Source organism: Marinobacter sp. DUT-3 (assembly GCF_050379435.1).
Classification (GTDB): Bacteria; Pseudomonadota; Gammaproteobacteria; order Pseudomonadales; family Oleiphilaceae; genus Marinobacter.
Window position 1 is genome coordinate 33,467 of sequence record NZ_JBNRMG010000008.1, and the last position, 16,157, is coordinate 49,623.

At 58.8% G+C, this 16,157-nt stretch carries 14 protein-coding genes; 1 reads left to right on the plus strand and 13 read right to left on the minus strand.

Features of this window, described 5'->3' with window-relative positions; genetic code table 11:
• Positions 1 to 62: 62 nt before the first annotated feature.
• The 13 genes from atpA to ACQUWM_RS12570 all read right to left on the minus strand — a co-directional run bounded on the left by atpA (position 63) and on the right by ACQUWM_RS12570 (position 13,995).
• A complete protein-coding gene (gene atpA / locus ACQUWM_RS12510) occupies positions 63 to 1,607 on the minus strand; it encodes a F0F1 ATP synthase subunit alpha (protein ID WP_407001605.1) in 1,545 nt (514 codons plus the stop codon).
• Between the two features lie 28 nt (positions 1,608 to 1,635).
• A complete protein-coding gene (locus ACQUWM_RS12515; RefSeq protein WP_407001606.1) occupies positions 1,636 to 2,172 on the minus strand; it encodes a F0F1 ATP synthase subunit delta in 537 nt (178 codons plus the stop codon).
• Positions 2,173 to 2,184: 12 nt separating this feature from the next.
• The gene (locus ACQUWM_RS12520) at positions 2,185 to 2,655 is read right to left on the minus strand and encodes a F0F1 ATP synthase subunit B (protein ID WP_406988749.1); all 471 of its coding nucleotides are present in this window, start codon (positions 2,653 to 2,655) and stop codon (positions 2,185 to 2,187) included.
• 94 nt (positions 2,656 to 2,749) lie between these two features.
• Complete coding sequence (gene atpE, locus ACQUWM_RS12525) at positions 2,750 to 2,977, minus strand: F0F1 ATP synthase subunit C (protein WP_203299202.1); 228 nt, start codon at positions 2,975 to 2,977, stop codon at positions 2,750 to 2,752.
• A gap of 56 nt (positions 2,978 to 3,033) precedes the next feature.
• A complete protein-coding gene (atpB, locus tag ACQUWM_RS12530; protein ID WP_428922378.1) occupies positions 3,034 to 3,888 on the minus strand; it encodes a F0F1 ATP synthase subunit A in 855 nt (284 codons plus the stop codon).
• 15 nt (positions 3,889 to 3,903) lie between these two features.
• A complete protein-coding gene (locus ACQUWM_RS12535; protein WP_407001607.1) occupies positions 3,904 to 4,296 on the minus strand; it encodes an ATP synthase subunit I in 393 nt (130 codons plus the stop codon).
• Positions 4,297 to 4,504: 208 nt separating this feature from the next.
• The gene (locus tag ACQUWM_RS12540) at positions 4,505 to 5,377 is read right to left on the minus strand and encodes a ParB/RepB/Spo0J family partition protein (RefSeq protein WP_407001718.1); all 873 of its coding nucleotides are present in this window, start codon (positions 5,375 to 5,377) and stop codon (positions 4,505 to 4,507) included.
• Between the two features lie 50 nt (positions 5,378 to 5,427).
• Positions 5,428 to 6,222, minus strand: coding sequence for a ParA family protein (locus tag ACQUWM_RS12545; protein WP_406988756.1), 795 nt, complete (start codon positions 6,220 to 6,222; stop codon positions 5,428 to 5,430).
• A gap of 22 nt (positions 6,223 to 6,244) precedes the next feature.
• On the minus strand, positions 6,245 to 6,889 hold the full coding sequence (gene rsmG / locus ACQUWM_RS12550; RefSeq protein WP_428922379.1) for a 16S rRNA (guanine(527)-N(7))-methyltransferase RsmG: 645 nt from the start codon (positions 6,887 to 6,889) through the stop codon (positions 6,245 to 6,247).
• Positions 6,890 to 6,898: 9 nt separating this feature from the next.
• On the minus strand, positions 6,899 to 8,785 hold the full coding sequence (gene mnmG / locus ACQUWM_RS12555) for a tRNA uridine-5-carboxymethylaminomethyl(34) synthesis enzyme MnmG (RefSeq protein WP_428922380.1): 1,887 nt from the start codon (positions 8,783 to 8,785) through the stop codon (positions 6,899 to 6,901).
• Between the two features lie 384 nt (positions 8,786 to 9,169).
• A complete protein-coding gene (locus ACQUWM_RS12560; RefSeq protein ID WP_407001610.1) occupies positions 9,170 to 12,316 on the minus strand; it encodes an efflux RND transporter permease subunit in 3,147 nt (1,048 codons plus the stop codon).
• Positions 12,317 to 12,319: 3 nt separating this feature from the next.
• Complete coding sequence (locus tag ACQUWM_RS12565; RefSeq protein WP_428922381.1) at positions 12,320 to 13,414, minus strand: efflux RND transporter periplasmic adaptor subunit; 1,095 nt, start codon at positions 13,412 to 13,414, stop codon at positions 12,320 to 12,322.
• An 11-nt stretch (positions 13,415 to 13,425) separates the two neighbouring features.
• A complete protein-coding gene (locus ACQUWM_RS12570) occupies positions 13,426 to 13,995 on the minus strand; it encodes a DUF3833 domain-containing protein (RefSeq protein WP_407001612.1) in 570 nt (189 codons plus the stop codon).
• 246 nt (positions 13,996 to 14,241) lie between these two features.
• Between ACQUWM_RS12570 and ACQUWM_RS12575 the strand changes: the two genes are divergently transcribed.
• Positions 14,242 to 16,062 carry an acyl-CoA dehydrogenase C-terminal domain-containing protein gene (locus ACQUWM_RS12575; RefSeq protein ID WP_428922382.1) on the plus strand — a complete coding sequence of 607 codons (1,821 nt, stop codon included), beginning with the start codon at positions 14,242 to 14,244 and terminating at the stop codon, positions 16,060 to 16,062.
• The last annotated feature ends 95 nt before the right edge of the window (positions 16,063 to 16,157 follow it).

Genomic DNA, 16,157 nt, shown 5'->3' on the forward strand with positions numbered 1-16,157 from the left:
CACTGCCTTTTCAAGTTAGACACTCATGTAGACCAACGGGCCCGCCGCAGCGGGCCTCGGGCTTACCAGCTTTGAGTGGTCTTGAATTTTTCCAGAGCAGCTTTCAGGCCGGCAGTAATTTCGTCATTGAAATTACCGTCTTCACCGATCTTGTCGAGCAGTTCTTTCTGTTCGGAACGCATCCAGTCCAGCAGTTGCGCTTCGAACTTAACCACACTGTTAACCTCGACATCGTCCAGGAAACCTTCGTTAGCTGCGAACAGTACGGTACCCATTTCCGCGACGGACATCGGGCTGTACTGGTTCTGCTTCATCAGCTCGGTAACGCGCTGACCGTGCTCAAGCTGCTTCCGGGTGGCTTCGTCCAGGTCAGAGGCGAACTGGGCGAACGCCGCCAGTTCACGGTACTGGGCGAGGGCCAGACGGATGTTACCGCCAAGCTTCTTCATGATCTTGGTCTGGGCTGAACCACCTACCCGGGATACGGAGATACCGGCGTTCATCGCCGGACGGATACCGGAGTTGAACAGGTTGGTTTCCAGGAAGATCTGACCGTCAGTAATGGAGATCACGTTGGTCGGTACGAACGCGGATACGTCACCGGCCTGGGTCTCGATGATTGGCAGGGCGGTCAGGGAACCGGTCTTGCCTTTCACTTCACCATTGGTCAGCTGCTCTACGTAGTCAGCGTTCACGCGGGATGCGCGCTCCAGCAGACGTGAGTGCAGGTAGAATACGTCACCCGGGAAGGCTTCACGGCCCGGCGGACGACGCAGCAGCAGGGAGATCTGACGGTAAGCGACGGCCTGCTTGGACAGGTCATCGTAAATGATCAGGGCGTCTTCACCACGGTCACGGAAGTACTCACCCATGGAGGTACCGGAGTACGGGGCGAGGAACTGCATAGAGGCCGGGTCAGCGGCACCGGCAGCAACCACGATGGTGTGGTCCATGGCGCCGTGCTCTTCCAGCTTGCGGACAACCGCGGCGATGGAAGACTGCTTCTGGCCAACGGCAACGTAGATACACTTGATGCCGGTGTTCTTCTGGTTGATGATCGCATCGATCGCAACCGCGGTCTTACCGATCTGACGGTCACCGATGATCAGCTCACGCTGACCACGACCGATCGGAACCATGGTATCGATCGCTTTCAGACCGGTCTGTACCGGCTCATCAACGGATTGACGGGCGATAACGCCCGGTGCAACCTTCTCGACCGGAGAGGTCTGGGAAGTGCCCAGCTCGCCCTTGCCGTCAATCGGGTTACCCAGACCGTCGACTACACGACCCATCAGCTCCGGACCAACCGGAACTTCCAGGATACGACCGGTACAACGAACTTTCTGGCCTTCAGCCAGATCTTCGTAGTCACCCAGTACAACCGCACCAACAGAATCGCGCTCCAGGTTCAGCGCCATGCCGTAAGTGCCGTTGGCAAATTCAATCATCTCACCGTACATAACGTCGGCAAGACCGTGGATCAGTACGATACCGTCGGAAACGGAAAGAATCGTACCTTCGTTCTTAGCATCGGAAGAGATATCGAGCTTTTCGATTCTCTTCTTGATGATGTCACTGATCTCGGATGGATTCAGTTGCTGCATGCCTTTGTCCTCAAACCTTGTGCTGAAATCAGGAGCCCAGAGACTTGGCCATCTTGGCCAGCTTGCCTCGGACTGAAGCGTCGATAACCAGGTCACCCGTGTTTACTACTGCACCGCCGATCAGGGACTGATCCACTGCGGTTTCCAGGGTCACCTTGCGCTCCAGCTTTTTGGACAGCGCGTCGATTAGCTGCTGCTGTTGTTCCGCGGTCATTTCAAACGCCGTGCTCACCTGAAGGTTTACAGTGCGTTCAAGATCCGCACGGTACAGGTTGAACAGGGCTGAAACTTCCGGCAGCAGGACCAGACGCTTGCTTTCAGCAAGAATCAACAGGAAGTTTCTGAGTGCTTCAGGCAGCGGCTCTTCAAAACAGTCAGCGAAGAGTTCCGCCTTGCGTTGCTCAGACAGGCCGGGATTGGCCAGGATGTTCTTTACCTCTTGGTCAGCCGCAACCTGAGCGGCGAAAGCCAGAGCCTGATCCCAGAGATCAACGGCGTTCTGGTCTTGCGCGGCACCAAAAACGGCTTTCGCGTAGGGTCGGGCTAACGTTGTCAGTTCTGCCATGATGACCCTCTTTTAGAGTTCTGCGGCCAGCTTTTCCAGCATCTCGCTGTGAGCTTTGGCGTCTACAGAGGTTTCCAGAATCTTCTCGGCACCGGCAACGGCAAGTGCTGCCACTTCTGCTCTCAGTGCGTCGCGAGCCTGAATACGCTCCTGTTGAATTTCCGCCCTGGCCTGCTCAATAAGCCGATCGCCTTCCTTGCGGGCATCGTCTTTGGACGCCTCGACAATCTGGGCGGCACGCTTGTTGGCCTGGTCAATCAGGGCTGCAGCTTCTTCTTTCGCCTTGTGCAGTTCCTTGGAGGCTTTCTCCTGCGCAAGTTCCAGATCGAGGGATGCCCGATCTGCGGCAGAAAGGCCGTCGGCAATTTTCTTCTGGCGCGCTTCCATGGCCGCGGTAATCGGCGGCCATACATATTTGACGCAGAACCAGACGAAAATAGCGAAGGCAATCGATTGCCCTATCAACGTAAGGTTTATATTCACGGCAATATACCTCTTGCTATTCGTTGCGTCCTGGTGTCCGGAAAACCGGGCGCGACCTCAATTCAATGAAGCGGCGCCCGCATCTTACGGCTGATTAACCAGCAACAACGAAGATCAGGTACATCGCGATACCAACGCCGATCATCGGAACCGCGTCAAGCAGACCAGCCATGATGAATGTCTTGGTTTGCAGCTGGTTAGCCATTTCCGGCTGACGAGCAGTGGACTCGAGCAGTTTGCCGCCCAGCAGGCCGAAGCCGATACCGGTGGCCAGAGCGCCCAGACCGATGATGATCGCAGCTGCAATAAATACCATTTCCATTGAAGACTCCTCAGTTTTCTCAGATAGTTAAGGGTTTGTGTTTTAAAGCGTTTTAATCAGTGATCTTCGTGCGCCGCGCTGAGGTATACCACAGTCAGCGTTGTAAAGATAAAGGCCTGCAATACCACCACCAGGATGTGGAAGATGGCCCAGGGCACGTTCAGTGTCCATTGGGCCCACAGCGGCAGCAGGGCAATCAGGATGAACACCACTTCACCGGCGTACATGTTACCGAACAGACGCAATGCCAGACTGATCGGTTTAACGATAAGTACCAATATTTCCAGGAACAGGTTGAACGGTATCAGCAGCCAGTGGTTAAAGGGCTGCATGGACAGTTCCTTGGCGAAGCCGCCGATGCCTTTCACTTTCAGGCTGTAGAAGATAATCAGCAGGAATACGCCGATGGAAATACCGAAGGTACCGTTGGGATCGGTGGTTGGTACGATCTTGAAGTATTCCAGCCCCATCGCGTGGGCGATTGAGGGGATGTAGTCAACCGGGATCAGCTTCAGGGTGTTCATCAGCAGAATCCAGACAAAAACCGTCAGCGCCAGCGGCGCGATCAACGGATTGCGCGAGTGGAAACTGTCTCTGACCAGGTTCTGTATAAATTCAACGGTCATCTCCACCACGTTCTGCAGGCCACTCGGTACGCCGGTGGTTGCACGCTTGGCCGCAAAGCGGAACAAGCCGAGGAAGAGAATCCCCATGAACAGGGACCAGCCCAGGGTGTCTACGTGAAACGCCATGAAGCCCATGTCTGAAGCTTCCTGGGCCGTTCGTGCGAACGTCCAGGTGGCTTCATCGACAAGGGTACCGTCCGCGCGCTCGTAGCCTTCCGGGAGTTTGCCGTAGGTGAGGTTCGTTAGGTGGTGCTTTATATACTCTACTGGGGTATCAGCTGCCATACTGCTCTCGTCCAGTCATCGCTGTGGTTGCGGCCGGATGAGGAAGCGCAACACTGCACTCATCACAACCATCACAGCAAAAGTGAATAACAGAGCCGGTACATGTACTGGCTCCATTAAGATGAAAACGGCCGCAAAAAAAACTGCGGTAAGGGCGATCTTGATGCTTTCCGCCCGGAACATGTTTCCCACCATCAGGTGCGCCTGTCGGGCGCCTTCAAACCGGTACATCCGGTGGGCAAAATACGCGTTTGGTATGACAAATATAAGACCGCCTACGAAAGCGGAATACCCGGCCAAACGACTTTCTATAGTCCACAACAGGCTCAGAATGACGATAACGGTAAACTCAATGGCCAACCATCGGGCCAGAGGTAAGCGGGTGATTCGTGATCGGTTATTGCTCATACCACCTGCTGTCATTCCAAGCGCGCGAAATTATATGTGTTAACCGAGAGGTGTTCAACAGAACCGATGGGAAAATTTGGTGGAAAAATAACCAGAACTCTCGCCAGATCACAGCAACTTCACACAAGTTGTGCTTTCTAACCATCACAATCACGACATGTGGTGGTTTAAGGCTCAGACGGTACTTTGGGATGAAATGTCACAAACCTTAACGGATGTGGCCCAAAATCCCATCCAGTTCGTCCAGGGAGCTGTATTCGATCACCAGTTTGCCCTTGCCTCTCTGGCCATGATCAATAGATACCCGGGCACCCAGGCGCTCGGCAAGATCGTCCTGCAGCGCGCGGATGTTCGGATCCACTTCGCCCCGGGGCTTCTTGCGATCCGGCGTTTCCTGCTGCACGCGGCGAACCAGCGCCTCAGTCTGACGAACCGACAGCGATTTGGCCACCACCTGTTTCGCCACCTGCATCTGCTGTTCCGGCTGCAGTGTCAGCATGGCGCGGCCATGGCCCATCTCCAGATCACCGTGCTCCAGCATCAGGCGGACGTCTTCGGTCAGACCGATCAGGCGCAACAGGTTGGTGATGGTGGTGCGGCTTTTACCCACCGCTTCCGCCACCTGGGCCTGGGTCAGGCCGAATTCGTCCTGCAGCCGCTGCAGGGCAAACGCTTCTTCAACGGGGTTGAGGTTTTCGCGCTGGATGTTCTCGATCAGCGCCATGGCAATGGCGGCTTCGTCCGGCACATCACGGATGATGGCGGGAATGCTGTCCAACTCGGCCATCTGGGTGGCCCGCCAGCGACGCTCACCAGCGATCAGCTCGTAGCGGCCCTCGGCAATCGGGCGGATAACGACCGGCTGCATGACACCCTGCTGACGTATGGAATCGGCCAGTTCCTGCAGGGCGGCCGGATCCATATCACGGCGGGGCTGGAAACGGCCACGCTGAATCAGGTCGATCGGCACTTCACGGAGTTCACCGTCGTGGTCATGGAGCTCCTGATCCAGATTGACCCTGGAACCCTGTAGCAGGGCGCCCAGCCCGCGCTCACCCAGTCCTCGTTTCTTCGCCGCCATGGTGTCTGTCATTCTTCCCGGTGAAAATCAGTGTGCAAAGGAGAGGTAGTCTACACGGCAACGGCCGTGGATGTCTTTTGCGCTTTGTGGCGACGGACCATTTCTCCGGCCAATGCCAGATACGCCACAGCCCCTTTGGAGGCACGATCATATTTCAGCGCCGGCACGCCATAACTGGGCGCTTCCGCCAGCCGCACATTGCGGGGAATCACCGCCCGGTAGACCTTGTCACCGAAATACTCGCTGAGCTGACCAGACACATCCAGGGTCAGGCTGTTGCGGGGATCGTACATGGTACGCAGGATACCCTCGATCTGCAGATTGGGATTCACTGTTTCCTGAATCTGCTCGACGGTGTTCATCAATGCCGCCAGGCCCTCCAGGGCGTAGTACTCACACTGCATGGGAATCAACACGGTGTCCGCAGCGGACAGGGCGTTGACGGTCAGCAGACTGAGGGACGGCGGGCAGTCGATCAGGATGTAATCGTAGTTGTCACGAACGGTATTGAGGGCCAGGCGCAGGCGGTGTTCGCGACCGATCTCGTTCATCAGTTCCACTTCCGCGGCGGTCAGGTCGCCATTGGCGGGCAACAGATCAAAACCGGAGGCTTCGGCCAGGAAGGTCACTTCGGCGGCAGTGGCACGCTTGGTCAGCATGTCATAGCCCGACAGTTCGAGGGCATTTTTATCCACACCACTGCCCATGGTGGCGTTGCCCTGGGGATCCATATCCACCAGCAATACCCGGCGCTTGGTCGCAGCCAGGGAGGCGGCAAGGTTCACGCAGGTGGTGGTTTTACCCACACCGCCCTTCTGATTGGTCACTGCAATCACGCGCGCCATGTCTTGCCTCCTTGATACTGGATTACTGGGGTTGCCCCGCCCGGTCGATCACCAGCAGGTGCCGTTCGCCGTCTGAGGCGGGTACGTGCAACGGATGGCGGGATTTTACCTGCCATCCTGCCGGAAGCGCAGCTACTTCATCATCCGGAAACTGGCCTTTCATGGCAAGGAACTCACCATCATCTGCCAATAAATCCCCGCACCAGGTCACCAGGTTCTCCAGCGCGGTAAAGGCCCGGCTGCTGACCTGGCTGAACCGGAGGTCGGGATCGCAGCTTTCGGCGCGACCGTGAATGATCTCGACATTCTCCAGACCCAGTTCCAGCACGCACTGGGTCAGGAACCGGGTTTTCTTGCTGTTGCTGTCAAGCAGGGTAAACCGCTTGTCCGGCAGGGCAATGGCCAGGGGAATACCAGGCAGGCCACCGCCGGCGCCCACGTCCAGCAGATGCTCCGCGGTCACAAATGACAGGATGCTGAGGCTGTCCAGCAGCTGGCGTGACACCATGTCCCGGGGATCACGCACCGCCGTGAGATTGTAGGCGCGGTTCCACTTGTTCAACAACGCCAGAAAGGCCAGCAGTTGTTGTTGCTGGTGTGCGTTGAGGGCAAGCCCCATGTCCGCCAGCCCGTCCTCGAGCTGGCGCTGCCAGAGTGCGTCACTCATAAGCGCGGATCAGGCCGTCTGCTTGCGCAACAGGTCGCGCTTTTTCAGGTGCACCAGCAACTGGGATACCGCCGCCGGCGTCACGCCCTGGATGCGCGAGGCCTGGGCCACGGTTTCCGGCCGTACGGTCTTGAGCTTCTGCTTGATCTCGTTGGACAGGCCGCCAATAGCATCGTAGTCCAGATCCACCGGCAACGCAGTGTTCTCGTTGCGGCGCAGGCGCTCGATCTCGTCGGTCTGACGGGAAATATACCCTTCGTACTTGATCTCGATTTCCACCTGATCGGCCACCACTGGATCGTCCGCCTGCGCCGCGCCAATCTCGGCCACGTGCTTGTAGGCAATCTCGGGACGACGCAGCAGTTCCGCCAGCGACTGGTCGCGGCTCATCGGCTGTTTAAGGAACCCGTTGGCGCGTTCGCCGGCGTCCGTATTCGGGTGAATGCGGGTGGATTCCAGGCGGCTGCGCTCGGTGGCAATGGCTTCACGCTTGTCGTTGAACTTCTGCCAGCGGTCGTCATCCACCAGACCCAGCTTGCGGCCGGTTTCGGTCAGGCGCAGGTCGGCGTTATCTTCCCGCAGGATCAGCCGGTATTCGGCACGGCTGGTGAACATGCGGTAGGGCTCGGAGGTACCCATGGTAATCAGGTCGTCCACCAGTACACCCAGATAGGCCTCATCGCGGCGCGGATACCATTCGTCCTTGTCCTGGGCTTTCAGCGCGGCGTTGATGCCCGCCAGCAGGCCCTGGGCGCCGGCCTCTTCATAGCCGGTGGTGCCATTGATCTGGCCGGCAAAATACAGGCCCTGGATAAACTTGGTTTCCAGGGTATGACGCAAATCCTGGGGGTTCAGGAAGTCATACTCGATGGCGTAACCGGGCCGGGTAATATGGGCATTCTCGAACCCCGGGATGGAACGCACCGCCGCCAGCTGGATATCAAACGGCAGGCTGGTGGAAATACCATTGGGGTAGAGCTCGTTGGTGGTCAGCCCTTCCGGCTCCACAAAGATCTGGTGGGAGTCCTTGTCGGCAAAACGGTTGACCTTGTCCTCGATGGACGGGCAGTAACGTGGACCAATACCCTCGATATTGCCGGCAAACATCGGCGAACGGTCAAAGCCGCTGCGGATGATGTCGTGAGTCTGTTCGGTGGTACGGGTGACGTAACAGCACACCTGCTCGGGATGCTGGGCACGGCTGCCGATGAACGACATGACCGGGGTGGGATCATCACCCCACTGTTCCTGCATCACCGAGAAATCCACAGAGCGGGCGTCGATCCGTGGCGGGGTGCCGGTCTTCAGGCGACCAACGTTGAACGGCAGCTCCCGCAGGCGCTTGGCCAGGGCGTTGGCCGGTGCATCGCCGGCACGACCACCGGAATGCTGCTGCATGCCGATGTGGATAACCCCACCCAGGAACGTGCCAGTGGTCAGCACCACTGTCCGGGCATTAAAGCGGATACCGGTCTGGGTGACCACTCCGGTGACCTGATCGTTTTCCACAATCAGGTCGTCCGCCGCCTGCTGAAACAGCGTCAGGTTGGGCTGGTTTTCCAAGGTATGACGGATGGCCGCCTTGTACAGCACCCGATCCGCCTGGGCACGGGTCGCACGAACCGCAGGCCCTTTGCGGCTGTTCAGCACGCGGAACTGGATACCGGCCTGATCCGTGGCCTCGGCCATGGCGCCGCCCAGGGCGTCGATTTCCTTGACCAGATGACTCTTGCCAATGCCACCAATGGCCGGATTGCAGGACATCTGCCCCAGGGTCTCAATGTTGTGAGTCAGCAGCAGGGTTTGCGAACCCATGCGTGCGGCCGCCAGCGCGGCCTCGGTACCGGCATGGCCACCACCAATGACAATGACATCGAAACGGCTCGGAAAATCCACAGTTCACCTCGGAAATCGGGGGATAAAAACAGGGCGGGGAGTATAACGCCTTGCCCCGGAAAATGCAGTCAGAATGTGCAAATTTTAACCAGAGCGGCTAACAATGAAAACCAACGCCCCGGGGCAACCATGCCGAAGAGGCCACGCGGCATGCCCTGTGGGACAACAACGAGACAGAAATCGTTATATTTTCAGTGGCTTGGAAAACTGTTCTCAGAAAAGTTTTCAAGAAAGTTATCCACATGCAAGAACACTTATTATACAGCCAAAAATGCACAATAACTTATTGTTTTTATTGAATTCAATTATATTCATCCAACGCTTGTCCGTAGCTTATTCAAACCTTTATCCACAGCTGACAGACAGGGAACGGGCAAAAGCCGGTCAGAAATCATCTGCCCGCTTTTGTGGCGCAGTTGCCAGCCCCTGGCCGCCACCGGACTGGCTGGCCTGCTTCTCCAACTCCACCGCCACCGCGTTGGTGGACTTGGCAAAGCGTGCCAGCAGGTTGTACAGCACCGGGATGATGAACAGGGTCAGGGTGGTGGCGAATACCAGCCCGCCCAGGATCACCACACCGATGGAAGCGCGGCTTTCAGCTCCGGCACCGGTAGCGATCACCAGCGGTATGGCGCCAAACACCGTCGAAATGGTGGTCATCAGTACCGGCCGGAAGCGCAGGATAGCCCCTTCAAGGATGGCATCCCGGACTTCATAGCCCTTGTCCCGGAGCTGATTGGCGAACTCCACGATCAGGATGCCGTTCTTGGCCATCAGCCCCAGCAGCATGACGATACCGATCTGGCTGTATATGTTCAGGCTGATGCCAGCCCAATACAGCGCAAACAGCGCCCCGGTCACCGCCAGCGGGACCGACAGCATGATGATCAGTGGGTGTATCCAGCTTTCGAACTGCGCCGCCAGCACCAGGAAGACGATGACGAAGGCCAGCCCGAATGTCAGGTAAATGGCCGCCGAGGAGTCCTGAAATTCACGGCTGAGCCCCTTGTAGCTGATGCGGGCCTCCGGGGGAAGATTATCCACCGCCAGGTTATTCAGGTACGTCAGGGCCGAGCCCAGATCGTAACCGTCGGCGAGCGAGCCGCTGATAACCACTGCCGGCAAGCGATCAATGCGCCGCAGGTCGGGATTGGCGCCGATTTCACGCACCGACACCAGGGCTTCCATGGGAATCAGCGCACCGCCCTCACGGGGGCGGAGGAAGACCTGGCCAAGGTCCTCAGGCGTGGCGCGATCGGCATCCGCCGCCTGCACAATAACGTCGTATTCCCGACCGCGATCGACATAGGTGGTCACCTGGCGGGACGCCAGCATGGTCTGCAGGGTCAGCCCCACATCCTCCACCGTGATGTCCAGGTCCGCCGCCCGTTCGCGGTCGATATTCACCCGCAACTCCGGCCGGGTCAGCTCGAAATCGGTCTCAAGATTCAGCAGGTCCGGATTCTCCTTGGCCCGTTCCAGCAGTTCCTCACTCCAGGCCTGGACCGATTCATAGTCCGGACCACCAACCACGATTTCCACCGGCTGGTTGAACCCCCGCTGCCCCAGCCCCGGCGGATTCACCGCCACGGCGCGGATGCCGGGAATACCGGCAAGCTGGCCCCGGAGTTCGCTGGTGACCTGTTGTTGCTTGATATCCCGCTGTTCCCAAGGGGTGAGCCCCATGATCAAGAAGGCATTGTCGGCCTCATTACGGAACCCGACGATAGAGAGCAGACGATCGGCAATTCCCTCCTCCAGGTAGGGTAGCAACTGTTCTTCGGCCTTTTTCACGTGATGATCGGTGTATTCCACCGTCGATCCCCGGGGTGCGCTGACCGGCATGATTATCACGCCACGGTCTTCAATCGGCGCCAGTTCCTGGGGCAACTTGGGAAACACCACCGCGATCAGCACCATACCCACCAGCCCGAGACCAAGCAGCAAACCCGGCTGGCGCAGGGAGAACCGCAACATGCGCTCATAGCCCCGGGTGAGGCCATTCAACACTTTCTCAATGGCGCTCCAGAGCCGGTGACCCTCCTCGGTTTCCGGGCTGTGTTTCAGCCATTTCGAGCACAGCATCGGGGCCAGGGTCAGCGCCACCAGACTGGACACCACCACAGCGGCCGCCAGGGTAAAGCCGAATTCCGCAAACAGCCGGCCAATGTTCCCGCCCATAAACGAGATGGGAACAAACACCGCGACAAGCGTGAGAGTGGTGGCTATAACCGCAAACGCCACCTGCTTGGCGCCACGGTAGGAAGCCAGCAACGGCGGCTCGCCGTCATCAATACGGCGCTGGATGTTCTCTAGCATGACGATGGCATCGTCCACCACCAGACCGATGGCGAGGATCACCGCCAGCAATGTCAGCACGTTGATGGAAAAGCCCAGGGCGCCCAGACCGATGAAGGCGCCGATCACTGCCACCGGGATGGTTACGGCGGGGATCAGTGTTGCCCGCCAGGATCGCAGGAACACGAAAATTACCAGGATCACCAGCGACACCGCGATGGCCAGGGTGATCATCACTTCCTTGATGGAGGCACGGATGAAAATGGATTCGTCGTAGCTTTCGGCAATGGTGATTTCCGGCGGCAGGGTCTCGCGGATCTTCTCCAGTTCCTGCTGCACCAGGTCCGACACCGCCACGGTGTTGGCCTTGGACTGCCGGATCACCCCCATGCCAATGGCGGTCTGGCCATTGGCCCGCAGGCGGCTGGTGTCCGATTCCACCCCCATCTGGACGTTCGCCACTTCACCAAGACGCAGGAGGTCATTGCCATCGCGGCGGATCACCAGTTCGCGAAACTCTTCCACTGTGGATAACCGGCCTTCGGCGCGCACGGTGAAGTCGCGGGTGGCGGACTCCACCGAGCCCGCCGGCAGTTCCACATTGTTCGCCCGCAACGCGCGCTCCACTTCCGCCACGGTAATATCGCGGGCCGCCAGCCGCTCCCGGTCCAGCCAGACACGAATGGCGTAGCGGCGTTCGCCGCCAATACGCACATCCGCCACACCGTCCAGTACCGAGAGCCGGTCCGCCAGCACACGATCGGCAAAATCGCTCAGTTCGGCGCTGTCCCAGATGTCACTGCGAAGCGTTATCCACATCATCGGGCGGGCATCGGAATCGGCCTTGCTCACCACAGGGGGATCGGCTTCTTCCGGGAGCTCGTTACTGACCCGGGAGACGGCATCACGGACATCATTGGCGGCAATATCGACGTTGCGGGAGGTGTTGAATTCAATGCTGGTGCGGGATTCACCCTGCTCGGTGCTGGACTCAATGGAACGGATGCCCTCGATACCACTGATTGCGCCTTCGATAACCTGGGTAATCTGGGTATCCACCACTTCGGCGGCCGCGCCGATATAGTCAGTGGATATCGACACCACCGGCGGATCGATATCGGGATACTCCCGCACCGGCAGACCCAGCAGGGCGGCCAGGCCGAAAACCAGAATCAACAGGCTCAGGACGGTGGCAAAGACCGGGCGTTTGATCGATACATCGGACAGGATCATGGATTACGACTCCAGCGATGTGGCAAAGCGGTTGTCCGGAATCGCCTTGTCGTCTTCCACCACCTCGATGCGATCGCCGCTGCTGAGCCGGTCCTGGCCGGTGATGATGACCGGATCATCCGCCGCCAGCCCGTCCGACACTTCCACCCATCCCGGCTGACGTGAACCGAGGGTCACGGATACCCGGCGCGCCTTGCCATCTTCGGCAATGAACACATACTTGTCGGCGCCGCGCATCAGCACCGCCTGTTCCGGAATCACCAGGGCCTGGCGCTCACGCAGGGTCAGGCTGGCTGACATGAACTGGCCGGGACGGAGTTTGCCGTCAGGGTTATCGATCAACGCCCTCACCGGCAGGGTGCGGCTCAATTCGCTGATGCGGGTACCCAGCTCCACCAGTTCACCACCGAAGTTTTCATCCGGGAAGGCAGGGGAACCGCCCACTACCGCCTGACCGAGGTTGATCTGCCCCAGAAACCGTTCGGGAATGGCAAAACCCAGCTCCATACGATCAGTGGAGTCCAGGGTCGCAACGGCAGTGCCGGATTCCAGGTAAGCCCCCAGGCTGATATCACTCAGCCCCACGACACCGCTGAACGGAGCCGTGATGCGATGGTTATCCAGACGGGTTCGCGCCGCTTCCAGTTGGGCCTGCGCCACGTCCAGGGTGGTTCGCAGTTCATCCACCTGGGACTGGGAAATGCTGTTGTTTGAACGCAGGCTGCGGGCCCGGTCATATTGGCGCCGCGCATCCGCCACCTGGGCTTCGGACACCCGCACGTCCGCCCGCGCCTGGCGATCGTCCAGGCGAAGTAACAGATCGCCCCGGTCTACCCGCTGGCCGCTGCGCAGGTTCAGCTCCACCACGCGGCCACTGACCTCGGTGGTCAGTTCAACGGCTTCCAGCGCTTTCAGGCTGCCCACTGCATTAACCCGGTCCCGAACGGTTTCCAGACTCGGTGTGGCGATATTGACCACGCTTGCCGGGCGGACCCGTTGATCGCCGCTGTCCGGGCCCTGATCCATATAACGGTAGGCAAAGACCCCACCGACTGCTACAGCCACCAGAACCAGCGCGATCAGCCATTGCTTCAGCATAAGTGTCTCAATCAGTCTTTATCGTTTTTGGTGATCACCAACACCACTTCCCCTACATCCATCCCCCACTTACTCATGGTGGTCTGGTTGATGAGCGTGTCCGGTGTCACCAGGTACATCCAGTCGTCCATGCGGACGTCGATGGTGCCATCGCCGTAGGACACCCGTAATACATAGTTCATGTGAATGGCGTTACCCCGCCACCGCATAGTGCCAGGCTCCACCACGTCACCGGCATCGGCATGGTAGCCGTCGTTGGACGGCGTCAGTATCCAGGTCCGGGTCTGTACCTCGCCATCGTCAAAGCGGAATACTTCATCCAGCGTGCCAACGCCCTCGGCATCCCAGTTGGCATCAATATCCGCGTCAAAGGTACGGATGACGGCGCCCGACCAATCCTTGACCACACCCCGTGCAGAAAGTTCGCCATTGAAAAAGGCCTCGGGGACCAGTTGAGGTTCGCGACCGCTGTATTCGTCCAGCGATGGTCCGGCACAGCCGGCCAGAACCAGTACCGACAACAATAACCACAAGGACACCCGCGGGCCAGCCTGTTCAGCCGAAGGTCTGGGTATTTGCATGACTTTTACACTCCCGAAACAGAATTCATTCGCACGTTATCTTCCTGAAAATACGCCCATAGCCAGGTTTTCGATCAACCCTTCATGAAGCCCGGCACCGGCATCGTCATTTCAGCCAATTGTCCTTTCTGACAGTCGGGCAGGCGGTTTTCGTCAATGGAACACCCGTTTGAATGCCGTAAAACATTTCCTATCGGAGAGCCTGTTGCCCTCCACCCGATTCCCTTACAGGACAGAGGTATTGTTATGCCGGTTTACAAGGCGCCCCTGCGCGACATGAAATTTCTGCTCAACGACGTGTTTGACTACCCGGGCCATTACGCCTCACTGAAGAGCGGTGAAAACGCCACCCCGGACATTGTTGAGGCGATTCTCAGCGAGTGCGGCAAGTTCTGCGAGGAAGTCCTCAGCCCACTGTACCAGCCCGGCGACGAAGAGGGCTGCAAGCTGGAAGACGGTGTGGTCACCACGCCAAAAGGCTACAAGGAAGCCTACGAACAGTACGCCATGGGCGGCTGGCAGGGCCTCTCCGCGCCGGAAGAGTACGGCGGTCAGGGCCTGCCGGCTTCCATGGGTCTGCTGAAGCAGGAAATGATGGGCACCGCCAACTGGCCGTTCTCAATGTATCCGGGCCTGTCCCTGGGCGCCATGAACACCATTTACCTGCATGGCTCCGAGGACCAGAAACAGACCTACCTGACGCCGCTGACGGAAGGCCGCTGGGGTGGCACCATGTGCCTGACCGAACCCCAGTGCGGTACCGACCTGGGCCAGGTGAAAACCAAGGCCGAACCCCAGGCCGATGGCAGCTACAAACTCACCGGCACCAAGATCTTCATTTCCTCCGGTGACCATGACCTGACCGAAAACATTGTCCACATCGTGCTGGCCCGGCTGCCGGATGCGCCCAAGGGCACCAAGGGCATCAGCCTGTTCATCGTTCCCAAGTTCCTGCCGGACGGCAACGGTGGTGTCGGCGAGCGCAACGGCGTGACCTGTGGCAGCCTGGAAAAGAAAATGGGCATCAAGGCGTCCGCGACCTGCGTGATGAACTTTGATGACGCCTCCGCTTTCCTGATCGGGCCCGAGAACGAAGGCCTGAACTGTATGTTCACCTTCATGAACTCCGCCCGTATTGGTACCGCCATCCAGGGCGTTGGCCCAGCGGAATTGTCGTACCAGTGGGCACTGGACTATGCCAAGGAGCGTCGCTCGATGCGTGCGCTGTCCGGCAAGAAAGATCCTGAACATGTCGCTGATGCGCTGATTCACCACGCCGATGTGCGCCGCATGCTGCTGACCCAGAAAGCCATCGCCGAAGGCGGACGCGGGATGCTGTACTACGCGGCCCGGGTGGCGGATCACATGGTGGAAGGTTATGCGGAAGGCGATGAGAAAAAAGCCGACAAATACGACGACAAGCTCGGCTTCCTGACCCCGATCCTCAAGGGCTTCCTCACCGAACTGGGTAACGAGGCAGCGAATATTGGCATGCAGGTCTTCGGCGGCCACGGCTACATCCGTGAACACGGTATGGAACAGATTGCCCGCGATACCCGGATTGCCACGCTGTACGAAGGCACCACCGGCATCCAGGCACTGGACCTGCTGGGCCGTAAGGTGTTGCTGATGACCCAGGGCGGGGCGGTACGCGAGTTCACCCTGATCATCGCCAACTTCGCCCGCAAGCACCTAACCGACAAACGCCTGCGGCCGTTCGCGGTGGAACTGCTGAAGCTCACCGCGCAATGGAACCTGCTGACCGTTCGCCTGATGCTGGCGGCACGCAAGGACCGGGATGTGGTCAGCTCCGCCGCCCACGATTTCCTGATGTACAGCGGTTATGTGTCCATGGCCTACATCTGGGCGCGTCAGGCGGCAGTCGCAGCCGACAAACTGGACAACGGCGGTGACGAGTCCGAGGAATTCTACAAGGCCAAACTGGCCACCGCGGAGTTCTATTACGAACGCCTGTTGCCCCGCGCACAGGCCCACGCTACCAGCATGCTCAGCCCCAGTAAGAACCTGATGCAGCTGGATGCCGAGCATATGGCATTCAACGGCTAGCGTTGATTACCATTCCCGCTACTAACCATTCCCGCGACTAGGGGGCCAGGGCTCGCCGCCCATCAGCCCCCACGGCGGGAGCCTTGGAGTAACTG